Raw genomic sequence first — 22,510 nt, 5'->3', positions numbered from 1 at the left:
GCCCTACTTCAGGGCCCAACCGACAGCGACAACGACCACGATCGCCACCACCACCCACACCCAGGCGGGCACGCCCGCCTCGCCGCCCGGCACCTTGGCCGGCAGCGCCTCGTCCGCACCGGCCGTTGCCTCGGGCGCCGGGTGCCGGTGCTGCATTTCCTCGTCGAAGCGCTTGAAGAAGCTCTCGGCCATCGATTTGGCCACGCCGTCGATCAGGCGCTGGCCCACCTGGGCAATCTTGCCGCCCACCGTGGCGTTGACGGTGTAGCCCAGCTCGCAGCCCTGATCGTTGGGCGTGAGCACCACCTTGGCAGAGCCCTTGCCGAAGCCGGCCACACCGCCGTTGCCCTCGAAGTTGATGGTGTAGCTGCCGGGCGCCTGGATGTCGGCCAACTGGATCGCGCCCTTGAACTTGGCCGCCACCGGACCGACCTTGATCGCGTTGACCAGCGCGTAGGCGTTGTCGCCCGTGGGCTCGATGCTGTCGCAGCCCGGGATGCAGAGCTTGAGCACCTCGGGGTCGTTCAGCGCGTCCCAGGCCTGTTGTTGCGTGACGGCCAGTTGCCGCGAGCCTTGCATGTCCATGTTGAAATTCCTCTCAAGTTTTATTGTTTCATCAGTGCGGCGATCGCGCTGGCCAGCTCGTTCAGCTTGGTCACGTTGTGCACCGCCAGGGTTCCATCGCAGGCCTTGTGCAGCACCGCGGCGCCGCGCGCCAGCGGCTGGTAGCCGTCGAAGCGCAGCAGCGGGTTGAGCCACAGGATGCGGCGCGTGTGGCGTTTGAGCCAGGCCAGCTCCCGTGCCAGCAGCTCGGGCTCGCCGGTGTCCAGCCCGTCGCTGACGACCAGCACCAGGGTGCGGCGGCCCACCAGCCGGCGCGCGTGCTGCCGGTGCAGGCTGGCCAGCGATTCACCCAGGCGCGTGCCGCCGGCAAAGTCCTCGATGCGGGCGCCGGCCTCGAGCAGCATGGCGTCGGTGTCGGCCTGGCGAAAGCTGGCGCTCAGGTCGGTCAGGCGGGTGCCGAAGGCAAACACGTCGGGGCGGATGCTCTGGCGCTGGCCGGCCACCAGCGCGCGCGCGGTGGCCGCGTGCAGGAAGGCCAGCAGCAGCCGGGTGTAGCGCTCCATCGAACCCGACACGTCCATCAGCACCAGCAGCGGCAGCGGCTGGCGGCGGCGCTGCAGGCGCGTGATGGCCATCACGTCGCCGCCGGTCTGCGCCGCCTGGCGCAGCGTGCGCCCCCAGTGCACGCGCGCGCCGCGGCTGCCGGCTCGCGTGCGGCGCCCGGCCACGGTGGGCAGCGGCAGCGGCGTGTCGCGCACCAGGCGCTCGACCAGGCCGTATTCGCTGGCCGTCAGCTGGTTGAAGTCGGCGGTCTTCAGGCGCGCCAGCTCGCTGGCCGTCATCGCCGCGTCCAGGTCCACCTCCTGGTCGGGCCTGGGCGGCTCGCCCGGCCGCGCGGCCTTGGGCGGGGCCAGTGCCTCGCGCGCCCGCGGGCGCTGGCGCGGCGGCGCGGCGCGGCCCTCGGCGGTGGGCAGCATCTGCGCCAGCAGCTTCTTGGCCAGGTCGGGGTCGCGAAAAAAGGCGTCGAACAGCTCGCGGAACACCGCGCGGTCCTGCTCGCGGCTGACCAGCACGGCCTCCAGCGCGGCGCCCAGGTCGTGCTTGCGCGCCACGCCCACCCACTGCACCGCCTGCTGCGCCAGCGCGATGCGCGAGGCGTCCACCCGCACGCCGGCGCGCCGCAGCGTGCGGCCGAAGGCGCTCAGGTTGCCCGCCAGCTTACCGCTGCGGGCGTCGCCCAGTTGCGAGACCGGGCGGGAGTGCGTGGCCGTGTTCACGGCTCAAGCCGCCTGGCGGGCCGCCTGCAGCGCCTGGTCGGCCAGCGCGCGGTCGAGCGCGGCCACGTCGTCGCGCTGCTTGAACAGGATGCCGGCGGTGTCCAGGACGACCTCGGGGTCGAGGTTGACGGTGTCCAGCGCCACCAGCGCGCGCGCCCACTCCACCGTCTCGGCGATGCCCGGCGCGCGCTGAAAGTGCTCGCCGTAGGGCGCACTGCGCAGCTGCTGCACGAAAGCGGCCACCTGGTCGGCCAGCCGCCGAGGCGCCTCGGGCACCAGGGCGCGCACGATGGCCAGCTCGCGCTCGCGCTCGGGGTAGTCCAGCCAGTGGTACAGGCAGCGGCGCTTGACGGCGTCGTTCAGCTCGCGCGTGCGGTTGCTGGTGAGCAGCGTCACCGGCGGCACCGCCGCGCGCACGGTGCCCAGCTCGGGGATGCTGACCTGGTACTCGCCCAGGTATTCGAGCAGGAAGGCCTCGAAGGGCTCGTCGGCGCGGTCCACCTCGTCGATCAGCAACAGCGCGCCGGGCGGCGGCGCCTCCAGCGCCTGCAGCAGCGGGCGGCGCACCAGGTAGCGCGGCTGGTAGACCTCCTGCTCCAGCTCGCTGGCCGGTGCCTTGCCCTCTGCTGCTCTCAGGTGCAGCAACTGCGCGGCGTAGTTCCATTCATAAAGCGCCTCGCGTTGCTCCAGCCCGTCGAAGCACTGCAGGCGCAGCAGCTGGCGCCCCAGCACCTGCGCCAGCGCCTTGGCCAGCTCGGTCTTGCCCACGCCGGGCTCGCCCTCCAGCAGCAGCGGGCGCTGCAGCTTGAGCGCCAGGAACACCGCCGTGGCCAGGTGCCGGTCGGCAAAGTAGCCCTGGGTTTGCAGGGCGGCGATGAGCGCATCGATGGAGGCGAAGGCGTCGTCGGGCGCCGCGGTGGGCGCGGGTGCGGTCATGTCGGGTGTTGTGAAAATACTATCGAAAGAATAGCTGGTTGCGCATATTGGATGCGGACCAGAGCTTGAAAACCCTTGTGATTTTGAAGCGCCCTGCCCTCACCCCTGCCCTCTCCCAGAGGGAGAGGGAGAAAGTCTCGAGGGAGCCGGGTCAGGCCAGGGCCTGGGCCACGGCGCGCTGGGTCATCACGCCGACCAAGTGGGCGCGGTAGGCGGCCGAGCCGTGCAGGTCGCTGGACATCTCGGCTTCGTCGGTCTTGACGCCCGCCACCGCGTCGGGGCTGAACTGCTTGCTGAGCGCCGCCTCCATGCCGGCGTGGCGAAACACGCCGTTGCCGCCGCCGGTGACGGCCACGCGCACGCCGGCGTCGCCCTGCGCCACGAACACGCCGATCAGCGCGAAGCGCGAGGCCGGCTGCGCAAACTTGACGTAGGCCGCGCGCTTGGGAATGGGAAAGCCGATGGCGGTGATCAGCTCGCCCTCGTCCAGCGCGGTGGCGAACAGGCCCTGGAAGAAGTCGTCGGCCTTGATCTGCCGCTTGCTGGTGTGCACCGTGGCGCCCAGCGCCATCAGCGCGGCCGGGTAGTCGGCCGCGGGGTCGTTGTTGGCCACCGAGCCGCCGAGGGTGCCCATGGCGCGCACCTGCTTGTCGCCGATGTGGCTGGCCAGCTCGGCCAGCGCCGGGATGTCGGCGCGCACCTCGGCGCTTTCGGCCACGTCGCAGTGGCGCGTCATGGCGCCGATGGTGAGCGTGCCGGCCTCGCGGCGGATGCCCTTCAGCTCGGCGACGGCGCCCAGGTCGACCAGCTGCTCGGGCGCCGCCAGGCGCAGCTTCATCGAGGCCAGCAGGGTCTGGCCGCCGGCCAGCAGCTTGCCGCCGGCCTGGGCCAGCCGGGCCGCGTCGGCGGCGGTGGCGGGGCGCTCATAGGTGAATGCGTACATGAGGGAGCTCCTTTCAGGCCTTGGCGGATTGGATGGCTTGCCACACGCGGTGCGGCGTGGCGGGCATGTCGAGCTCCTTGACGCCCAGCGGCGCCAGCGCGTCGAGCACGGCGTTGATGACCGCCGGCGGCGAGCCGATGGCGCCCGCCTCGCCGCAGCCCTTGCTGCCGATGGGGTTGTGCGTGCAGGGCGTGCACACGTGGCCGAGCTTGAACATGGGGAAGTCGGCCGCGCGCGGCATGGTGTAGTCGGTGTAGCTGCCGGTCAGCAGCTGGCCGCTGTCCGGGTCGTACACGCCGTGCTCCATCAGCGCCTGGCCCAGGCCCTGCACCACGCCGCCGTGCACCTGGCCCTCGACGATCATCGGGTTGATGATGACGCCGAAGTCGTCCACGGTGGTGAAGCGGTCGACGCGCACCACGCCCGTGGCCGGGTCGACCTCGACCTCGCAGATGTAGGTGCCCGCCGGATAGGTGAAGTTGGTCGGGTCGTAGAAGGCCGTTTCGTCCAGGCCCGGCTCCAATTTATCGAGCGGGTAGTTGTGCGGCACGTAGGCCGTCAGCGCCACCTGGGCGAACGGGATTTTCTTGTCGGTGCCCTTGACCTTGAACTCGCCGCCGCTGAACTCGATGTCGGCGTCGCTGGCCTCCATCAGGTGCGCGGCGATCTTCTTGGCCTTTTCCTCGATCTTGTCCAGCGCCTTCATGATGGCGGTGCCGCCCACGCTGAGCGAGCGGCTGCCGTAGGTGCCCATGCCGAACGGGATGCGGCCGGTGTCGCCGTGCACGATGTCGACCTGGCCGGGGTCGATGCCCAGCCTTGCGGCCACCAGCTGCGCGAAGGTGGTCTCGTGCCCCTGGCCGTGGCTGTGCGAGCCGGTGAACACCGTCACGCTGCCGGTGGGGTTGACGCGCACCTCGCCGGCCTCGAACAGGCCGGCGCGCGCGCCCAGGGCGCCGGCGATGTTGCTGGGCGCCAGGCCGCAGGCCTCGATGTAGCTGCTGTAGCCGATGCCGCGCTTGAGGCCCCTGGCCTCGCTGGCCTTCCTGCGCGCCTCGTAGCCGGCCACGTCGGCCAATTTTTGCGCCTCGTTCATGCAGGCGTGGAAGTCGCCCGTGTCGTACTGCAGCGCCACCGGCGTCTGGTACGGAAACTGGGTGACGAAGTTGCGCTTGCGGATCTCGTCCTGACTCAGGCCCAGCTCCCACGCGCAGCGGGTGGCCATGCGCTCGATCAGGTAGGCCGCCTCGGGCCGGCCCGCACCGCGGTAGGCGTCCACCGGCGCGGTGCTGGTGAACCAGCCGTCGACCTCGACGTAGATCTGCGGCGTGCCGTACTGCCCGGCCAGCAGGGTGCCGTACAGGATGGTGGGCACGCTGGAGGCAAAGGTGGACAGGTAGGCGCCCAGGTTGGCGTGGGTGTGCACGCGCAGGGCCAGGAACTTGCCGTCCTTGTCCATCGCCATCTCGGCGTGGGTGATGTGGTCGCGCCCATGCGCGTCGCTCACGAAGGACTCGCTGCGCTCGGCCGTCCACTTGATGGCGCAGCCCAGCTGCTTGGCTGCCCAGGTGGCCGCCACGTCCTCGGCGTACAGGAAGATCTTGGAGCCGAAGCCGCCGCCCACGTCGGGCGCCACCACGCGCACCTTGTGCTCGGGCCACTGCAGCACGAAGGCGGTCATCAGCAGGCGCTCGACGTGCGGGTTCTGGTTGGCCACGTACAGCACCGACTCGTCCGTGCCGCGGTTGTAGCTGGCGTTGACGGCGCGCGGCTCCATCGCGTTGGGGATCAGGCGGTTGTTGGTCAGGTCCAGCTTGGTGACGTGCGCGGCGCTGGCGAAGGCGGCGTCCACCGCGGCCTTGTCGCCCAGCGTCCACTTGTAGCAGTGGTTGTCGGGCGCCTCGTCGTGCAGCGCCGGGCCCTTGGCGGCGGTGCGCATGTCGATCACCGGCGCCAGCTCTTCGTAGTCCACCTGCACCGCCTCGGCGGCGTTCTTGGCCTGCTCCAGCGTGTCGGCCACCACCATGGCCACGTGGTCGCCCACGTAGCGCACCTTCTTGATCGCCAGGATGGGGTGCGGCGGCTCCTTCATCGGCGTGCCGTCGGGGTTGCTGATGAGCCAGCCGCAGGGCAGGCCGCCCATCTTGCCGTCGATGTCGGCCCCGGTGAAGACGCGCGCCACGCCCGGCATGGCGCTGGCGGCGGCGGTGTCCACCTTCTTGACGATGGCGTGCGCGTGCGGCGAGCGCACGAACACCGCGTATTTCTGATGGGCCTGGACGATGTCGTCGGTGTAGTTGCCCACGCCGGTCAGAAAGCGCAGGTCTTCCTTGCGCTTGAGCGACTCGCCGATGTGCGGCAGCTTGGCAAATTCATTGGCACCCATGTCTTGTCTCCTTGCCTTGGTTCGGGTTCAGGCGGCCATGGCCTTTTGCGCGGTCTGCACCGCGGCGACGATGTTCTGGTAGCCCGTGCAGCGGCACAGGTTGCCCTCCAGCAGCGCGCGGATCTCGCCCTCGGTGGCGCCGGGGTGGTGCTTGAGCAGGTCGATCGTGCTCATCACCATGCCGGGCGTGCAGTAGCCGCATTGCAGGCCGTGGCATTCCTTGAACGCCGCCTGCACCGGGTGCAGCGTGCCGTCGGCGGCGGCCACGCCCTCGATGGTGGTGATGTCGGCGCCCTGCATCTGCGCCACCAGCGTGTTGCAGGCCTTGATGGCGCGGCCGTCGGCGATCACCGTGCAGGCGCCGCACTGGGCCGTGTCGCAGCCCACGTGCGTGCCCGTCAGGCGCAAGTGCTCGCGGATGAACTGCACCAGCAGCGTGTTGGGCGGCACGTCGGCCGACACCGCCTTGCCATTGACCTTGAGCTCGACTTTCATCGCGGGCATCTCCTTGTCGTGGTGGGTTTTCAAGCTTGGGGTAAAAACAGCCATTCTTGGAACAACGCATGCCAGGATGCCTAGGCAAAACCCTTGGTTTTCAGCCCCCGGCTCGATTATTCTCAGTTTGAGACACGGAGACACCGCGATGACCGCCCTGCCCGCTTTTTCTGGCGTGCCGCGACTGCAGCAGATCGCCCTGGCACGGCAAAGCCTGCTGGCCGAAGGCACCGAGCTGACCGAAGCCCTGGCCAGCGCCTGGCTCGACCGCGCCTGGATCATGCAAAGCTGGCGCCGCTGCCTGGCGCTGGGCCACCGGCCGCAGTCGCGCGTCGCCTTCGACCCTGTGTCCGCCCACGCCCGCGCCGACGCGCAGGGCGCCCACGCCGCCCTGCTGGCCGCCGCCCGGCCCGAGCTGCAGCGCCTGGCCGACGCCATCGCCCCCATCCGCTACTTCGTGCTGCTGACCGACGCGCAGGGCTGCGTCATCGACACGGCCGGCGCCATCGACCACCGCAACCGGGCCACGCACGCCATCGCCCGCGTGGGGGTGGATTTGTCCGAGCGCAGCGTGGGCACCACCGCCATCGGCGCCGCCCTGGGCGAGCGCGCGCCGGTGTGGCTGCACCGCGGCGAGCACTTCTTCAACGACACCGCCGTCTACAGCTGCGCCGGCGCCCCCCTGTTCGGCCCCGACGGCGCCTGCCTGGGCATGCTGGACGTGACCGGCGTGGAGGTGCCCGAGCGGCCCGAGCTGAAGCATCTGGTGGCCCAGTCGGCCCAGACCATCGAAGACGCCCTGGTGCTGGCCCGCCCGCACGCGCTGCGCCTGCAACTGGCCTGGCCCGCCGGCTGGCAGGTCAGCGGCGGCAGCGCCGGCACCGGCCTGCTGTGCCTGGACGCCGACGGCCAGGTCACCGGCGCCAACGCCACCGCGCGCCAGATGCTGCCCGCGCTGCACGGCGCGGCGCATGGCGCCCTGCACGCCAGCGAGCTGTTCGCCCTGCCCTGGGCCCAGCTGTTCGACCTGGCGCGGCAAGGCGAGGCGGCCACTGTGCCCCTGTGGTCCGGCCTGCGCGTGCAGGTCGCCGCGCAAGCCCCGGCGCATCCCGCGTCCGGTGCGCCTGCCAGCACCCGTCCTACCGCTTCACGCTCATTGAAAGCGGTGGAAACCGACCTGATCCACCAGGCCGTGCGCCAGGCCGGCGGCCGAGTGGCCGAGGCCGCCCGGGCGCTGGGCGTGAGCCGGGCGACGGTTTATCGGCGGCTGGCAGGCCTAGGCTCGAACCGCCGGGATCGCTCGCCAAGCTGAGGCGGGCCAAAGGAGCCCAAGCGGGGTCAGATCACTATTCCCGGATTCAGCCGTTTGGAATTTCTGTAGATTTCAAGAAGCCTTGCACTCAACTGCTCCCAAAAAAGTTGGGAAAACTCCCGTCTGCATCAGGGCTTGCACTGGTCCTCTCCGGGAGGATTGACGAATTGGAATCCATTGGCACACAAGTCTGCGGGCGCGCACAACCCTAACGTATTCCTGGCGAAACCCGCATTACATGCACATTGGCCCGATTCGCTGTTGGTACCCTCATTAACGCCGCACGCCGGCTCCTCGGGGATGTCAACACAGCTCGAGCCGTCCCATATAGTGCCCGCTGGGCAGCTGGCAGGGCAAGACGCCACCGTGGTGCAGGTGCCGCCCGGCGGGATCACCTGGCCTTCACCACAGTTGGCCGGCGCGGGGCTGATGCTGCCGATGCGCAGTGGCACCCCGGAGGTGTTCCGGAAGGTAACCTCATCACCATTTGCAGAGGTCACCGAACCGCTTTCGCCCCCGGGGTTGGACAGGATCACCTCGACCGCAGCGGCATAGGCCTTCTGCACCAGCCCGCCGCCCCCTTGGTTGGCCAGCATGGCTGCCGCTGCCACCAGCGTGATCGCCATGAAACGCGACCCGGGGAATCTGCCTTGGCGCCAAGCCAGCAGCCCCGCCACCGCCGCCAACAAGGCCAGCCCCAGCATGGAGAGCGAGGGAACGGCGGCCGGAGCCGGAGCGGGGACGGTGGTGAACGCGTAGTTGCATTGCTGCGCCCAGGCAGAACCCCCAAAGGCCAGCAGCGCGGCCCCCACGCAGCGCTGCGCAGCGCGGAAAGGATGGCTTGTGTCAATGGGCGTCATGGATGCGATCCTTTCAAGCCGGCCAGCGGCGTGATTGAAATATCACGCATTCTCGTTGATGCAAATCAATATATTACAGATTGACGCAGAAATTTTTCACAAAAATTCCGGTTGTGGCTTGCAGCCTGCTACCTCATGGACGCGGTTGCGCGGGCCGATCCAAGGCTCCAGGTCTTACGGCGTCAAGCCACCCCGGCTCAGCGCAACGCTTTCAGCTTCTCGAACGCCGACGCCATCGCCGTGGCCTGCGGCGTGGCGCTCTCCCGCGCCGGGCGCTGGCTGCGCCCGGCCGCCTCGAAGCGGTTGCCGCGCGGCTCGCGGCGGTCGGCGGGGGCGTCCAGCTTCATGCTCAGGCTGATGCGCCCGCGCGGCACGTCCACCTCCAGCACCTTGACCTTGACGATCTGGCCGGTCTTGACGACCTCGCGCGCGTCGCTGACGAAGCGGTTGGCCAGCTGGCTGACGTGCACCAGGCCGTCCTGGTGCACGCCCAGGTCGACGAAAGCGCCGAACTGGGCCACGTTGCTGACGGTGCCCTCCAGCACCATGCCCTCGCGCAGGTCGCCGATGGCCTCGACGCCGTCGTTGAAGCGCGCCACCTGAAAGTCCCCGCGCGGGTCGCGCCCGGGCTTTTCCAGCTCGGCCAGGATGTCGCGGACGGTGATGGCGCCGAACTGCGGCGTGGCAAACGCCTCGGGCTTGAGCGCCTTGATCTGCTCGGCGCGGCCCATCAGCTGGTCCACCGGCTTGCCGGTCTTCAGGATGATCTGCTCGACGACGGCGTAGGTCTCGGGGTGCACGCCGGTCATGTCCAGCGGGTTGTCGCCGCCGCGGATGCGCAAAAAGCCCGCGCTTTGCTCGAAGCTCTTGGGCCCCAGGCCGCTGACCTGCAGCAGCTGCTGGCGGTTGGCGAAGGCGCCGTGCTGCTCGCGCCAGCGCACCACCGCCTTGGCCACCGCGGCCGACAGGCCCGACACGCGCGCCAGCAGGGGACTGCTGGCGGTGTTCAGGTCCACGCCCACGCCGTTGACGCAGTCCTCGACCACGGCGTCGAGCGTGCGCGCCAGCTCGCTCTGGTTGACGTCGTGCTGGTACTGGCCCACGCCGATGCTCTTGGGGTCGATCTTGACCAGCTCGGCCAGCGGGTCCTGCAGGCGCCGCGCGATGCTGGCGGCGCCGCGCAGGCTGACGTCCACGTCGGGCAGCTCGGCGCTGGCGAACTCGCTGGCCGAGTAGACCGAGGCGCCGGCCTCGCTGACAACTATCTTTTGTATAGCTTCTTGCGCTTGATTGGCGGGCGCTGCAGCCTGTTTTTGCACCAATTTGATGAGCTCGCCCGCCAGCTTGTCGGTTTCGCGGCTGGCGGTGCCGTTGCCGATGGCGATCAGCTGCACGCCGTGCCGGGTCACCAGGCGGCCCAGGGTGTGCAGGCTGCCGTCCCAGTCGCGGCGCGGCTCGTGCGGGTAGACGGTGGCGGTGTCCACCAGCTTGCCGGTGGCGTCCACCACGGCCACCTTCACGCCGGTGCGAATGCCGGGGTCCAGCCCCATCACCACCTTCTGACCGGCGGGCGCGGCCAGCAGCAGGTCGCGCAGGTTGTCGCCGAACACCTTGATGGACACCTTCTCGGCATCGTCGCGCAGGCGGGCGAACAGGTCGCGCTCGGTGCTGAGGCTGAGCTTGACGCGCCAGGTCCAGCTGACGCACTTGCGCAGCAGCTCGTCGGCAGGCCGGCCCTGGTGCGACCAGCCCAAATGCAGGGCGATGCGACCTTCGGCAAGGCTGGGGGTTGCTGCGGTTTTGGTAGCTGCCGGCGCAGGTTCTGCCTCGGGCAGCACCAGTTTGGCATCCAAAATCTGGAGCTGGCGCCCGCGGAACACCGCCAGCGCGCGGTGGCTGGGCACGCGGCCGATGGGCTCGTCGTAGTCGAAGTAGTCGCGGAACTTGGCGACCTCGGGATCGCTCTCGTTCTTGCCCGCCGCCAGCTTGCTTTGCAGCAGGCCCTCGGCCCACAGCCATTCGCGCAGGCCTTGCACCAGGGCGGCGTCCTCGGCCCAGCGCTCGCTCAGGATGTCGCGCACGCCGTCGAGCACGGCCGTGGTCGTCGTGAAGTCCTCGCCGCCCTCGCCTTTCTCGGGCTTGACGAAGGCCTGGGCCTCGGCCTGCGGATCGAGCGTGGGATCGATCCACAGCCGGTCGGCCAGCGGCTCGATGCCCCATTCCTTCGCGATCTGGCCCTTGGTGCGGCGCCGGGGCTTGTAGGGCAGGTACAGGTCTTCCAGTTCCTGCTTGGTGGGTGCGGCGTCGATGGCGGCGCGCAGCGCGGGCGTGAGCTTGCCCTGCTCGTCGATGCTTTTGAGCACCGCGGCGCGGCGCTCGTGCAGCTCGCGCAGGTAGGCCAGGCGCGCCTCCAGCTCGCGCAGCTGCACGTCGTCCAGGCCGCCGGTGGCCTCCTTGCGGTAGCGGGCGATGAAGGGTACCGTGGCACCGCCGTCGATGAGGTCGATGGCGGATTGGACCTGGGCTTCGCGCACCTTGAGCTCGGACGCGATCTGGGAGGCAATGGACAGCATGACAACCGGAACCTGGCCGCGCCGCGCAAGGCGGCGGGAGGCCAAAAAGCCGGTGAGTTTGCCACAGCCCCCGGCGCGCGCGGCCCGGCGGCGGCGTGCGTCGGCTGGTGCGGCCGGCGCCGGTCAGGACTCTTCGGTTTCGAGGCTCATCAGCGGCACCAGCATGCGCAGGCGGGTGCCGCGGTGCGGGGCCGATTCGATCAGCAGTTGCCCGCCCAACTGGTGCGCCCGCGCGTGCATGCCGCGCAGGCCCTTGCCGCAGGCACGCTGGCCGGGCGCCTCGCCAGCCGGCTCGTGCAGGCCAACGCCGTTGTCGTTGATCTCCAGCAGCAGGGCCTGCTGCGCCTTGCTGATGCAGCAGGTGATGGACACCTGGTCGGCGCCGGAATGGCGCAACACGTTGGCCAGCGCCTCCTGCGTCAGGTGCAGCACGTGCCGGGCGGTGTCGCCGGTCACACGCTCCAGCTCCTCGTCATCGGCCACGGCCCAGTGCAGGCGGATGTGCGCGGCGCTCAGCAGCGGCTCGATGCGGTAGCGCAGGCTGGCCAGCAGGCTGAGCACGGTCGCATCCTCGTCCATGCCGTCCACCAGCAGCTTCAACTCGACCAGGCATTCCTGCAGCAGCGCCGCGGTCGAGCGCTCCTTGGGCGTGCCGGCATCCAGCGCGGAGATGATGGAGGTCAGGTGCGAACCCACGCCGTCGTGCAGGTCCTGCGCCAGGCGCTGGCGGTCCAGCGGCGGCGCGGTGGGCTCCGGCCGCGCAACCGCGCGGACGCGCCGCGTGCACCCCAGCCACAGCGCCAGCAGGATCAAGAGCAGCAGCACCTGCGACCACGACGCCGACAGCACCCCGCCCTCGGCCTCCCGAAAGTCCCCCACCATCACGTTCAGGCTGGCCAGCGCCGCCACCATGGCCGTCCACGCCGGCGCGCCGGCATGGCGCACCACCAACGCGTAGGCCATCGACAGCAGCAGCAGCGTGACGCAAACCAGGTTGAGCACGGCCCAGGCCGGCAGGTGCCCCAGTGGGGCAGGCGCACGCACGATCAGGGCCAGGCCCAGCACCGCCTGCACCCCCACGATGAGCTGCTGGGGCGGGCGCCAGCCACGGGCTGCCACCAGCAGGAACACGATCACCCCCAGCGTCATCAGCTGATAGGCCAGCTGCGTCAGCGGACGCAGCGCCGACGGGCCGATCCAGCCGTAGGCGGCCGCCAGGTCCACCAGGGCAAGCGCCGCGAATGCCAGCGCAGTGCCTCCAAGCACGGCATCCAACCCGCGATGGCGCCGCACCCCCCGGCCCAGCGCGTAGCCGGCCAGGGCCAGCGATGACAACATGGCCACCCAGGGCAGCAGCAACGAGATATCCATGACGTCGGCGTTTCTCGCGCCCTGGCCCTCAGTACAGCAGCCCGTGCTGCGACGCCCGGGTGGCGGCCTGCGCCCGCGTACGCACCTGCAGCTTGCGGTAAATGTTCTTGATGTGCGTGTTCACCGTCTGGGCGCTGATGGACAGGTTGCGCGCGATCTCGCCGCTGGTGTGGCCGCTGGCCACCAGGCGCAGAATTTCGCGCTCGCGCTCGGACAGATGCTCGGCGCTGCTGTCGTGCCGGCTGGCCGCGCCGGCGCCCGGCCCCGCATCGCCATGCGTGCCCAGGCGGCGCAGCAGGCGCCGCGCCAGGTTGGGCGTGACGGTGGCGCCGCCGTTGACCACGTGCAGCACCGCCTGCGCGAAATTGCCGAACCACGAGCCCTTGACCAGGTAGCCCGTGGCGCCCAGCTCGAAGGCGTGGATGGCGTGCTCCTCGTCCTCCATCGCCGACACCACCACCGCCTCGGCCACCGGATGCACGCTCTTCATGTACTCGATCAGCTCGAAGCCCGTGCCGTCGCCCAGGCTCAGGTCCACCAGCATGACGTCGAAGTCATGCCGGGCCACCAGGTGCCGTCCGTCGCGCAGCGAATTGGCCTGCGCCACCAGGTCGATGCGGGGATCGGCCAGCAGTTCCTGCGCAATGACCCGGCACATGTGCGGGTCGTCGTCGACCAGCAGCACCCGCACCGGACGGTCAGGCTGGCCGCGCAAAAAGGGCGGCCAGGTGATGGCGTGCGTGGTCGTTGTGCTGGCGGCGCCGCCGATGTCGGTCAAGCCCAGCCAGTCCGTCGTGGAGTTCATGTTTTCTCCCTACAACCCGCAGGTTGTGACACCTGTAACCCAACTCCTCCTGTCGATGTTCCTGATCCTGCCGCATGAAGGGAAAACCCTGTTGGATTTTTACAGCAAAACTGGGATTTTGCTCAGGACAAGACGAAAGTGTGCGACGAAATCCAAGTTCATTCTCAGACTTTATGCGGGTCTTTGCAATAGATACAAAAAAACACCACCCAACTTACAAACCCTCATTGCTTTGAATTTGATAGTGCATCGCGGCGCAAAAATGGAGCCTTCGACCACTTTGGAAGACCATCATGGACGCCCGGCGTACCGCGCACGGTGTATACCATCGGCGCGATGGGCAGGGGCTTTCGCGCAGTCCACACTGGAGCTTGACAATACCCAAAACGTGTGCATCGATCTCGGATCGAACCGTTGGCGGCAGCGTCAAGCCCTATCTTTGGAGGACTTTGCCATCAAGCCGTCTGCTTGCAGCCCCCGCTGGCCCAGCTTGCCCATGGGCCGCCGTGACGGGCAGATGTCCCAAATCGTTCGCTGGAGCGTGCTGCCCATCGCCATGACCGGCTCGATGATGCAGTTTGTTCCAGCGTGGGCGGGAGCGACGCCAGGGGTATCCGCCCAAACCGTCACGCAACCGACGACACCGCCCACCACCGCTCGGTCACCCGCGATCGGCGACGCGCACCCCTCGGCACAACAGGTGTGCAGACCCGGCGAAAGCGTCAGCTGGAGCACGGCGCGACCGGCCGCCGCCAAGGCCAGCACGACGCCGCGCGAAGCCCACCCGGCGGCAATCCAGCGCGAGTTGCAGCGCCTGCTGCAACAGGCCGAGGCCTCGAACAGCCTGGGGAGCACACCATCATCGGCGCAGGCCGCCTGGCAGTTGGGTCTGATCCACCTGCATGGCGCGGGCGTGCGGCGTGACCCGGCGCTGGCGCTGCAATGGTTTCAGCGCGCGGCGCGCCTGGGCCGCGAGCCCTGGGCCTACGCCGGCCTCGCGTGGTGCGCCATCGACGGCTGCGTGGGACCGCCCAAGGTGGATGAAGCCTACCGCGATGTCGCCCTGCTGCGGCGCCGGCACCCGGCACGGGCGGACTACCTGGCCTGGGTGCTGGCGTCACGCCAGGCGCCGGCGTTGGTGGCAGGCAAGAACACGGGCCAGACCCTGTCGCCTGAAGTGCCCGACCTGGCCCTGCTGCAGCACGCGGCCATGGCCGGTGACGTGCAGGCCAATCTCGAGTTGGGCATCATGGCGGCAGACGATGGTCGAGACGCCTATGCGCGGTGCCTCTTCGAGCGCGCCAGCCCCCAGTCGCGCGCCGCCGAGATGAACCTGCGGATCCTCGAAAACGGCGGCGCCATGCCCAACCGGGCGTCCAATCCCTCGCCCACCCCCAGCGCCGACGCGCAGGCGGCATGGGCCATGGCGCAGCGTTATCACCGCCGACCGGCCACGCCAGCCAATGTTGCCGAGGCGGTCCGCTACTACCGCCTGGCGGCGGAAGGCGGCAGCCAGCGAGCCATGCGCATGCTGTCGCTGATCGACTCCCGTACGGCGCGGGACGGCAAGATCGACCCTGGCTGGATGCAGCAGCTGGCCTACGTGGACCCCCTGGCCTCCGCGCCCTCCCTGCCGGAGCGGAACGTGCCGCCGACGCAGCGCGACCCCACGCCCCTGTTCGACCTGATGCCGGCCTTCTGGCGGCAGCAGCTGACCCAGGTGGAGCGGTAACTCACCCGCCGCGCAACTGCTGACGCAGGCGCGCGCCGATCTCGGGCGTCTCCAGAAACGGATCGGCGGGGTTCTCCATCGCCACGATGTTCTGCATGCGGTGGGTGATGTTGCCCAGCGCCTTGGGGCTTTCGTGGCTGAAGACGTAGAACTGGTTGGCCGTGATGGCCCTGAAGACCTTTTGCGCCACCTCGGCGGCGGTGATCTTGCCGCTGGTGACGGCCTTTTCGATCATCGCCAAGCCGATCTGCTGGCTCTTGGTCAAGCCTTTCGACGCCGCGCCATCGGCCGGCCGGTTGCGCTCGCTGTGGCTGATGCCGGTGGGCACGAAGTACGGGCACAGCAGGCTGGCGCCGATCTGGTCGGTGACCAGGCGCAGGTCTTGGTACAGGGTTTCGGTCAGGCTCACCACCGCCGCCTTGGCGGCGTTGTAGATGCCCATGTTGGGCGGCGTCAACAGCCCGGCCATGCTGGCGGTGTTGGTGACGTGGCCGCGATACGCGGGGTCTTGCGCGGCGGCCTCCAGCATCATGGGCACGAACAGGCGCACGCCGTGGATCACACCCCACAAATCGACGCCCAGCACCCAGTCCCAGTCGGCCATGGTGTTTTCCCACACCAGCCCGCCCGCGCCCACGCCGGCGTTGTTGAACACGAAGTGCGGCGCGCCGAAGCGCGCCTTCACGTCAGCCGCCAGCACCTCCATTTGCGCGGCGTCCGAGACGTCGACCTGGCGCGCCATCACCGGCACGCCCGCGGCCTGCATCTCGGCCTCGGCCCGCGCCAGCGCGTCGGGCTGCACGTCGACCAGCACCAGGTTCATGCCGCGCGCGGCGCCGATGCGCGCGCACTCCAGCCCGAAGCCGGAGCCCGCGCCAGTCAGCACCGCCGTCTTGCCTTGAAAGTCTTGAATCATGGGACAGTCTTGATTACTATTTAAAACATAGCTGCTCGCGCTTGCTGCATGCCGGCTACAAGTATTTTCTTTTCAAGGCATCGCCCGGGCCACGATGGCGTCCATGTCGGCGCGGGCCGACAGCGTGCCGAAGGCGTGACCCCAGTCGCCGCCCAGGCGCGAGGCGCAGAAGGCGTCGGTTACCGCGGCCGGCGCGGTCTGCGCCAGCAGCGCGCCCTGCAGGGCCAGCGCCACGTCCTGCGCCAGGCGGCGCGCCTCGGTCTCGTTGGCCAGGGCGTCGATGCGGGCGGGCAGCTGCTCGGTCATGCGGTCGAGCGCGGCGTGCGCGCCGCGCGCGGGGGCCAGCTCGGCCTGCAGCGCGCCGGCCACGTCGCCCTTGCGCAGCGCGCGCAGCAGGTCGATGGCCATGATGTTGCCCGCGCCTTCCCAGATCGAGTTGACGGGCATCTCGCGGTAGATGCGCGCCTGCACGCCGTGGCCGGCCTCCTCCACGTAGCCGTTGCCGCCCATGCACTCCATGGCCTCTTCGCTGAAGTGGCTGCCGCGCTTGCAGATCCAGAACTTGGCCACCGGCGTGATCACGCGGGCGATCAGGCGCTCGTGCTCGTCGCCCTGGCGCTCGTAGGCGCGCGCCAGGCGCAGCGCCAGCGCGGTGGCGGCCTCGCTCTCCAGCGCCAGGTCGGCCAGCACGTTCTTCATCAGCGGCTGCTCGGCCAGATACTTACCGAAAGCCTGGCGCTGGCGCGTGTGGTGGATGGCGATGCACAGCGCCTGGCGCATCAGCGCGCTGGTGCCCAGGGCGCAGTCCAGCCGCGTGCGCGTGCCCATCTCCAGGATCTGCGGCACGCCGCGGCCCTCCTCGCCCACGCGCCAGGCGATGGCGTCCTGGAACTCGACCTCGGAGCTGGCGTTGGCCTTGTTGCCCAGCTTGTCCTTCAGGCGCTGAATGCGCAGGCCGTTGCGCGTGCCGCCACCGTCGGGCAGCACGCGCGGCAAAAAGAAGCAGGTCAGCCCGCCGGGCGTCTGCGCCAGCACCAGGAAGGCGTCGCACATGGGCGCCGAGAAGAACCACTTGTGGCCGGTGATGCGGTAGCGCTCGCCCCAGCCGTCGCGCCCGTCGGGCACGGCCTGGCTGGTGTTGGCGCGCACGTCCGAGCCACCCTGCTTCTCGGTCATGCCCATGCCCATGGTCACGCCGGGCTTGTTTTTGTACAGCTTGAGCGCTGGGTCGTACGCGCGGCTGGTCAGTTTGGGGCCCCAGTCGGCGTAGACCGCCGCGTTTTCCTGCAGCGCGGGCGTGACGGCGTAGGTCATCGAGATGGGGCACAGGATGGAGGGCTCCAGCTCGGTGAACAGCATGAAGCTGGCTGCGCGCAGCACGTGCGGGTGGCTGCCCTCGCCGGCCCAAGGCGTGCCATGCAGACCGGCGGCGGTGGCGGCGCCCATCAGCACGTGGTAGCTGGGGTGAAACTCCACCTCGTCGATGCGGTGGCCGTAGGGGTCGAAGGTGCGCAGCTCGGGCGTGTGCACGTTGGCCAGGCGCGCGTGGTTCTGCATCTCGGCCGAGCCGGCCAGGCGGCCCAGCTCGCGCAGCGCGTCCGTGTCCAGCTTGGGCGCGTTGAACTTGAGCGCGTCCTGCAGCGGGCGGTTGATGTCGAACAGGTTGACGTCGGCCAGCGGCAGGGGCTGGTTGAAGACTTCGTGCGTGGCGTGGTGGGCCATGTCTGCTCTCCTGCGGGTGGGTCAGATCATTTTGACGAGTTGCTTGCCGAAGTTCTTGCCCTTGAGCAAACCCAGGAAGGCTTGCGGGGCTGCTTCGATACCCTGGGCGATGGTCTCGCGCGGACGCAGGCGGCCAGTGGCCACCAGCTGGCCCAGCTCGGCCAGGGCCTCGGGCCAGACGTCCATGTGCTCGCTGACGATGAAGCCCTCCAGCCGGATGCGGTTGATCAGCAGCAGCGCCGGGTTGGCCATGGGCAGGGGCTGGCCGTCGTAGCCGGCGATCATGCCGCACAGGGCGATGCGGGCGAAGGCGTTGGCGCGCAGCAGGACGGCGTCCAGGATAGTGCCGCCGACGTTCTCGAAGTGGCCGTCGATGCCATCGGGGCAGGCCTCTTTCAGCGCCGTGCTCATGCTTTTCAGATCGCCGTGCTGGCGGTGGTCGATGCAGGCATCGAAGCCCAGTTCGTCGGTGACGTAGCGGCACTTGTCCGGCCCGCCGGCCACGCCCACCACGCGGCAGCCGCGCGCCTTGGCCAGCGCGCCGAAGGCGCTGCCCACCGCCCCCGAGGCGGCGGTGACGGTGAGCGTCTGGCCGACCTTGGGCGCGATGATCCGGTTCAGGCCGTACCAGGCCGTCACGCCCGGCATGCCGACGGCGCCCAGGTAGTGCGACAGCGGCACGTGGGTGGTGTCCACCTTCTTGAGCATGCCGGGCTGGTTGGCGTCGACCACGCTGTATTCCTGCCAGCCGCCAAAGCCGACCACTTGGTCACCGACGGCAAACTTGGGGTGGCGGCTCTCGAGCACCTCGCCCACGGTGCCGCCCTGGAACACCTGGCCCAGCGGCTGGCAGGCGGCGTAGCTCTTGGCGTCGTTCATGCGTCCGCGCATGTAGGGGTCCAGGCTCAGGTAGTGGTGGCGCACCAGCACCTGGCCGTCTTGCAGCGCCGGCGTTTCGGTGGTGACCAGCTTGAAGTTGGCCAGCGTGGCCTCGCCCTGGGGGCGGTTGTCGAGCAGGATCTGGCGGTTGGTGGGCATGACGAAGGTCTCCGGTCAATCGGTTGAGATGGTGCTGGCGCGGGCCGCCACGTACTTGAAGGTGCCGGTGGCATGGGCGCACAGCTCGCCGCCGGGGGCGAACACCGAGCCCTCGACAAAGGCCATGCTGCGCGTGCGGTGCAGCAGGCGCCCGCGCCCGACCAGGGCGGCGCCGGGCACGACCGGCGCGGGCCGCATGAAGCTGGTCTTCATCTCGATGGTGACCGCGCCCGACTCGGGCTGCACGCTGCGCGCGGCGGTGGCCATGATGACGTCCAGGAAAGTCATCAGGGCGCCGCCATGCGCCACGCCGAACGAGTTGCAGTGCTCGGGCCGGGGCAGGAAGTGCAAGGTCGATTCGCCCCCTTCGAAGCGCTCGAGCGTGAAGCCCAGGTGCTCGGCAAAGGGGATGCTGGCGTGAAAGCCCAGGCTCATGACATCCCCCCACGCTTCGCCGCTGCGCGTGCTGCGCTGGCCTCGCAGGCCGCGGCATCGCCAGAGGCGCCGCCTCTTCGGGCTGTCCAAGCCTGCGCCGGCAGGCTTGGAGCCGCAGCCCTCAGCCCCAAGGGGGCGCTCGCGCCTTCGGACGGCCGTGCGGCGCTCACGAGACGACCCTCCGCGCCATCATGCCGCCCCCAGCACCACGCTCACGCCGCCGTCCACCGCCAGCCACTGGCCGGTGATGTGCTTGCCGGCCTCGCTGGCGTACAGCAGGGTGATGCCCTTCAAGTCCTCGTCGTCGCCCAGGCGGCCCAGCGGGACGCCGGCCTTCATCTTGTCCTCGCCCAGCTGGTCGATCAGCACCTCGGCCATCTTGGTGCGGAAAAAGCCCGGGCAGATGGCGTTGACGGTGATGCCGTGGTGCCCCCACTCGGCCGCCAGCGTGCGCGTGAAGCCGATCACCGCCGTCTTGGAGGTGTTGTAGGCGATGGTCTTCATGCCCGGCGGGTTGCCGTTGAGCCCGGCGATGGAGGCCACGTTGACGATGCGCCCGCGCCGCTGCGGAATCATCCAGCCCCGGGCCACCTGCTGGCTGAGGATGAAGTAGCCGCGCACGTTCAGGTTCATCACCTTGTCCCAAGCGGCCACGGGGTGCTCCTCGGCCGGCGCGCCCCAGCTGGCGCCGGCGTTGTTGACCAGGATGTCGATGGCGCCCATGCGCTGCAGGGTCTCGTCGGCCAGGCGGCGCGTGTCTTCTTCCTTGCTGCAGTCGGCGGCGATCCAGCGCGCGTCGATGCCGGCGGCCTGCAGCTCGGCCACGGCCTGCTCCAGCTCATCGGCCTTGCGTGCGCTCAGCATCACGCGCGCGCCGGCCTCGCCCAGCGCGTGGGCCATCTGCAGGCCCAGGCCGCGCGAGCCGCCGGTGATGAGGGCGCTCTGCCCCTTGAGGTCGAACAGTTGTTGAACGGTGCGTGCCACGGCGGGTCCTCCGGTTTCAGGTTTCGTAGTCCATGCACTGGCGCTCCAGCCGCGCCGCGCCGATGAAGGGTTTGAGCGCCACGTGCTGCGGGTGGTTCTGGTAGGCGTCGAGCGCCGCGCGGTCGGCAAACTCGCTGTACAGCACCAGGTCGTAGGTGCATTCCAGCTGCGGCTGGGCGATGGCCACCTCCAGCCGCAGCAGGCCGGGCACCAGGCCGGCGCAGCCGTCCAGCAGCGCCTTGGCCTTGAGCAGGTTGGCCGCCTTGCCGGCGCCCTCGGCCTGGTCCTTGAACTTCCACATCACGATGTGCTTGAGCATGTCAAAACGCCTCCTCGGGCAATGCGGCGCAGGTCGTGTCGCGGCTTTCCACCACGCGCAGCCAGGCGCCGATCTTGGGCAATTCATAGTGATAAAAATAGGTCTTGGCCCCCATCAAACCTGCCCTGTCAGCTTCTGATTTTGTAGCAATCGCAGCCAGCGCCAGGTCCAGCCAGATCCACGCGATCACCACGTGGCCGAAGGCCTGCATGTAGGGTACGGCGTTGGCCAGCGCCTCGCTGGCGTCGCCGCCGGCCCAGGCGGCGCGCGTGACCTGGCCGATGCGCTCCAGCGCCGCGGCCAGCGCGGCGGCGTCCCGATGCAGGCCGTCGTGCGCCTGCGCCTTTTCGATCGTGGCCTGCACGCGCGCGGCCAGCAGCGCCAGGCCGCGGCCGCCCTCCATGCGCACCTTGCGGCCCAGCAGGTCCATGGCCTGGATGCCGTGCGTGCCCTCGTGGATCATGTTCAGGCGGTTGTCGCGCCAGTACTGCTCCACCGGGAAGTCGCGCGTGTAGCCGTAGCCGCCGTGGATCTGGATGGCGAGCGAGTTGGCCTCCAGCGCGTTCTCGCTCGGCCAGCTCTTGGCGATGGGGGTCAGCACCTCCAGCAGCAGGCGCGCCTCGTCGGCGGCCTCGGGCGTGCCGGTGTGCTGCTCGTCGACCAGGCGCGCGCAGTACAGCAGCAGCGCCAGTGCGCCCTCGCAGGTGGCTTTTTGCGCCAGCAGCATGCGGCGGATGTCGGCGTGCTCGATCAGGCGCACCGGCGGCTGGCTGGCGTCCTTGCCGGCGGCGCCCACCGGCCGGCCCTGCACGCGCGTCCTGGCGTAGTCCAGCGAAGCCTCGTAGCCCGCCAGCCCCAGCATGGTGGCGGCCATGCCGATGGCGATGCGCGCCTCGTTCATCATGTGGAACATGCAGCGCAGGCCCTCGCCCGGCTGGCCCACCAAATAACCGACGGCGCCGGGCTTGCCGTCGACCGGAAAACGGCCTTCGCCAAAATTGAGCAGCGTGTTGGTGGTGCCGCGCCAGCCCAGCTTGTGGTTCAGGCCGGCCAGGGCCACGTCGTTGCGCACGCCGGTGAGCTGTCCCTGGGCATTCACCAGCTTCTTGGGCACGATGAACAGCGAAATGCCCTTCACGCCCGGCAGCGGCTTGCCGTCGGCGCCCGGAATCTTGGCCAGCACCAGGTGCACGATGTTCTCGGTCATCTCGTGCTCGCCGCTGGAGATCCACATCTTGTTGCCCGTCAGGCGGTAGCGCGGGCCCAGCGGGTCATGGGCATCTTCCAGCACGGCGCGGGTGGCCACGTCGCTCAAGGACGAGCCGGCCTGCGGCTCGCTCAGGCACATGGTGCCCGTCCAGCGGCCGTTGAACTCGTTGGCGGCAAACACCTGCTGCTGCAGCGGCGTGCCATGCACCATCAGCAGGTTGGCGTTGCCCACCGTCAGCAGGTTGGAACCGATGCTGATGGATGCCTTGCCGAAGAAGGCGTTGGCCGCCGCCTCGACCAGGTACGGCAGCTGCATGCCGCCGTGTTCGTCGTCCTGCGCCGCCGCCAGCATGCCGCTTTGCGCGTAGGCGGCGCGCGCCTCGTGCGTGGCGCGCGGCAGCACCACGCGCAGGCTGCCGTCGGCGGCAGTCTCGGTGCGCGGCTCCTCGGTATCGACCAGGCGGTTGAAGGGCGCGTACTTCTCGCGCGCGATGCGCTCGCAGGTGTCCAGCACCGCATCGAAGGTGTCGCGCGAATGCTCGGCAAAGCGCGGACGAGCGGCCAGCGCCTCGGCGTGCAGCCAGTCGTACAGCAAGAAATCCAGGGTGGTGCGCAGGCTTGGCATGCGCTTGA

Annotated in this window: 19 protein-coding genes; 2 read left to right on the top strand and 17 right to left on the bottom strand. The window is 69.5% G+C overall.

The features are described 5' to 3' along the window. Positions 1 to 3: 3 nt before the first annotated feature. The 6 genes from H6927_11090 to H6927_11065 all read right to left on the bottom strand — a co-directional run bounded on the left by H6927_11090 (position 4) and on the right by H6927_11065 (position 6,601). Complete coding sequence (locus H6927_11090; GenBank protein ID MCP5218643.1) at positions 4 to 585, bottom strand: carbon monoxide dehydrogenase subunit G; 582 nt, start codon at positions 583 to 585, stop codon at positions 4 to 6. A 20-nt stretch (positions 586 to 605) separates the two neighbouring features. Continuing rightward, entirely contained in the window at positions 606 to 1,841 is a 1,236-nt protein-coding gene (locus tag H6927_11085; protein MCP5218642.1) for a VWA domain-containing protein, read from the bottom strand. Between the two features lie 3 nt (positions 1,842 to 1,844). Next, complete coding sequence (locus H6927_11080; GenBank protein MCP5218641.1) at positions 1,845 to 2,777, bottom strand: MoxR family ATPase; 933 nt, start codon at positions 2,775 to 2,777, stop codon at positions 1,845 to 1,847. Between the two features lie 151 nt (positions 2,778 to 2,928). Continuing rightward, the gene (locus H6927_11075; protein MCP5218640.1) at positions 2,929 to 3,720 is read right to left on the bottom strand and encodes a xanthine dehydrogenase family protein subunit M; all 792 of its coding nucleotides are present in this window, start codon (positions 3,718 to 3,720) and stop codon (positions 2,929 to 2,931) included. Between the two features lie 13 nt (positions 3,721 to 3,733). Then, positions 3,734 to 6,106, bottom strand: coding sequence for a xanthine dehydrogenase family protein molybdopterin-binding subunit (locus H6927_11070; protein MCP5218639.1), 2,373 nt, complete (start codon positions 6,104 to 6,106; stop codon positions 3,734 to 3,736). A 27-nt stretch (positions 6,107 to 6,133) separates the two neighbouring features. Then, complete coding sequence (locus tag H6927_11065) at positions 6,134 to 6,601, bottom strand: (2Fe-2S)-binding protein (protein MCP5218638.1); 468 nt, start codon at positions 6,599 to 6,601, stop codon at positions 6,134 to 6,136. Between the two features lie 148 nt (positions 6,602 to 6,749). Between H6927_11065 and H6927_11060 the strand changes: the two genes are divergently transcribed. Then, entirely contained in the window at positions 6,750 to 7,913 is a 1,164-nt protein-coding gene (locus H6927_11060) for a histidine kinase (protein MCP5218637.1), read from the top strand. 128 nt (positions 7,914 to 8,041) lie between these two features. Here the strand turns inward: H6927_11060 and H6927_11055 are convergent, their stop codons facing one another. The 4 genes from H6927_11055 to H6927_11040 all read right to left on the bottom strand — a co-directional run bounded on the left by H6927_11055 (position 8,042) and on the right by H6927_11040 (position 13,522). After that, positions 8,042 to 8,773 (bottom strand): midcut-by-XrtH protein, encoded by a 732-nt coding sequence (locus H6927_11055; GenBank protein MCP5218636.1) that lies wholly within the window; start codon positions 8,771 to 8,773, stop codon positions 8,042 to 8,044. Positions 8,774 to 8,970: 197 nt separating this feature from the next. Continuing rightward, on the bottom strand, positions 8,971 to 11,346 hold the full coding sequence (locus tag H6927_11050; protein ID MCP5218635.1) for an RNA-binding transcriptional accessory protein: 2,376 nt from the start codon (positions 11,344 to 11,346) through the stop codon (positions 8,971 to 8,973). Between the two features lie 123 nt (positions 11,347 to 11,469). Then, positions 11,470 to 12,717 carry a hypothetical protein gene (locus H6927_11045; GenBank protein ID MCP5218634.1) on the bottom strand — a complete coding sequence of 416 codons (1,248 nt, stop codon included), beginning with the start codon at positions 12,715 to 12,717 and terminating at the stop codon, positions 11,470 to 11,472. A gap of 28 nt (positions 12,718 to 12,745) precedes the next feature. Beyond that, entirely contained in the window at positions 12,746 to 13,522 is a 777-nt protein-coding gene (locus H6927_11040; GenBank protein MCP5218633.1) for a response regulator transcription factor, read from the bottom strand. Between the two features lie 55 nt (positions 13,523 to 13,577). Between H6927_11040 and H6927_11035 the strand changes: the two genes are divergently transcribed. Further along, positions 13,578 to 15,254: an SEL1-like repeat protein gene (locus H6927_11035; GenBank protein MCP5218632.1), complete on the top strand. Its 1,677-nt coding sequence runs from the start codon at positions 13,578 to 13,580 to the stop codon at positions 15,252 to 15,254. A gap of 1 nt (position 15,255) precedes the next feature. Here H6927_11035 and H6927_11030 read toward each other — a convergent pair whose 3' ends face one another. From H6927_11030 to H6927_11000, 7 genes are all read right to left on the bottom strand, one after another. Next, entirely contained in the window at positions 15,256 to 16,170 is a 915-nt protein-coding gene (locus H6927_11030) for an SDR family oxidoreductase (protein MCP5218631.1), read from the bottom strand. A gap of 72 nt (positions 16,171 to 16,242) precedes the next feature. Continuing rightward, the gene (locus H6927_11025) at positions 16,243 to 17,892 is read right to left on the bottom strand and encodes an isovaleryl-CoA dehydrogenase (protein MCP5218630.1); all 1,650 of its coding nucleotides are present in this window, start codon (positions 17,890 to 17,892) and stop codon (positions 16,243 to 16,245) included. 21 nt (positions 17,893 to 17,913) lie between these two features. After that, the gene (locus H6927_11020) at positions 17,914 to 18,930 is read right to left on the bottom strand and encodes an NADP-dependent oxidoreductase (GenBank protein MCP5218629.1); all 1,017 of its coding nucleotides are present in this window, start codon (positions 18,928 to 18,930) and stop codon (positions 17,914 to 17,916) included. A gap of 15 nt (positions 18,931 to 18,945) precedes the next feature. Beyond that, complete coding sequence (locus H6927_11015) at positions 18,946 to 19,365, bottom strand: PaaI family thioesterase (protein MCP5218628.1); 420 nt, start codon at positions 19,363 to 19,365, stop codon at positions 18,946 to 18,948. Positions 19,366 to 19,554: 189 nt separating this feature from the next. Next, positions 19,555 to 20,349, bottom strand: a complete 795-nt coding sequence (locus H6927_11010; protein MCP5218627.1) for an SDR family oxidoreductase — start codon at positions 20,347 to 20,349, stop codon at positions 19,555 to 19,557. A gap of 16 nt (positions 20,350 to 20,365) precedes the next feature. Continuing rightward, positions 20,366 to 20,668, bottom strand: coding sequence for a Dabb family protein (locus tag H6927_11005; GenBank protein ID MCP5218626.1), 303 nt, complete (start codon positions 20,666 to 20,668; stop codon positions 20,366 to 20,368). 1 nt (position 20,669) lies between these two features. Continuing rightward, on the bottom strand, positions 20,670 to 22,502 hold the full coding sequence (locus tag H6927_11000) for an acyl-CoA dehydrogenase (GenBank protein ID MCP5218625.1): 1,833 nt from the start codon (positions 22,500 to 22,502) through the stop codon (positions 20,670 to 20,672). Between the last annotated feature and the right edge of the window lie 8 nt (positions 22,503 to 22,510).

The sequence above is a fragment of the Burkholderiaceae bacterium genome (assembly GCA_024235995.1).
Lineage (GTDB): Bacteria > Pseudomonadota > Gammaproteobacteria > Burkholderiales > Burkholderiaceae_C > Ottowia.
This window is presented reverse-complemented; position numbering and strand designations above follow the sequence as displayed.

Bases quoted from the DNA above. Each gene is read 5' to 3' on its own strand.
- H6927_11015 (MCP5218628.1), bottom strand. From the start codon at position 19,365: ATGAGCCTGGGCTTTCACGCCAGCATCCCCTTTGCCGAGCACCTGGGC.
- H6927_11055 (MCP5218636.1), bottom strand. From the start codon at position 8,773: ATGACGCCCATTGACACAAGCCATCCTTTCCGCGCTGCGCAGCGCTGC.
- H6927_11025 (MCP5218630.1), bottom strand. From the start codon at position 17,892: ATGGCCCACCACGCCACGCACGAAGTCTTCAACCAGCCCCTGCCGCTG.
- H6927_11075 (MCP5218640.1), bottom strand. From the start codon at position 3,720: ATGTACGCATTCACCTATGAGCGCCCCGCCACCGCCGCCGACGCGGCC.
- H6927_11080 (MCP5218641.1), bottom strand. From the start codon at position 2,777: ATGACCGCACCCGCGCCCACCGCGGCGCCCGACGACGCCTTCGCCTCC.
- H6927_11000 (MCP5218625.1), bottom strand. From the start codon at position 22,502: ATGCCAAGCCTGCGCACCACCCTGGATTTCTTGCTGTACGACTGGCTG.
- H6927_11050 (MCP5218635.1), bottom strand. From the start codon at position 11,346: ATGCTGTCCATTGCCTCCCAGATCGCGTCCGAGCTCAAGGTGCGCGAA.
- H6927_11035 (MCP5218632.1), top strand. From the start codon at position 13,578: ATGTTCCTGATCCTGCCGCATGAAGGGAAAACCCTGTTGGATTTTTAC.
- H6927_11060 (MCP5218637.1), top strand. From the start codon at position 6,750: ATGACCGCCCTGCCCGCTTTTTCTGGCGTGCCGCGACTGCAGCAGATC.
- H6927_11040 (MCP5218633.1), bottom strand. From the start codon at position 13,522: ATGAACTCCACGACGGACTGGCTGGGCTTGACCGACATCGGCGGCGCC.
- H6927_11070 (MCP5218639.1), bottom strand. From the start codon at position 6,106: ATGGGTGCCAATGAATTTGCCAAGCTGCCGCACATCGGCGAGTCGCTC.
- H6927_11020 (MCP5218629.1), bottom strand. From the start codon at position 18,930: ATGCCCACCAACCGCCAGATCCTGCTCGACAACCGCCCCCAGGGCGAG.
- H6927_11005 (MCP5218626.1), bottom strand. From the start codon at position 20,668: ATGCTCAAGCACATCGTGATGTGGAAGTTCAAGGACCAGGCCGAGGGC.
- H6927_11045 (MCP5218634.1), bottom strand. From the start codon at position 12,717: ATGGATATCTCGTTGCTGCTGCCCTGGGTGGCCATGTTGTCATCGCTG.
- H6927_11030 (MCP5218631.1), bottom strand. From the start codon at position 16,170: ATGATTCAAGACTTTCAAGGCAAGACGGCGGTGCTGACTGGCGCGGGC.
- H6927_11090 (MCP5218643.1), bottom strand. From the start codon at position 585: ATGGACATGCAAGGCTCGCGGCAACTGGCCGTCACGCAACAACAGGCC.
- H6927_11065 (MCP5218638.1), bottom strand. From the start codon at position 6,601: ATGAAAGTCGAGCTCAAGGTCAATGGCAAGGCGGTGTCGGCCGACGTG.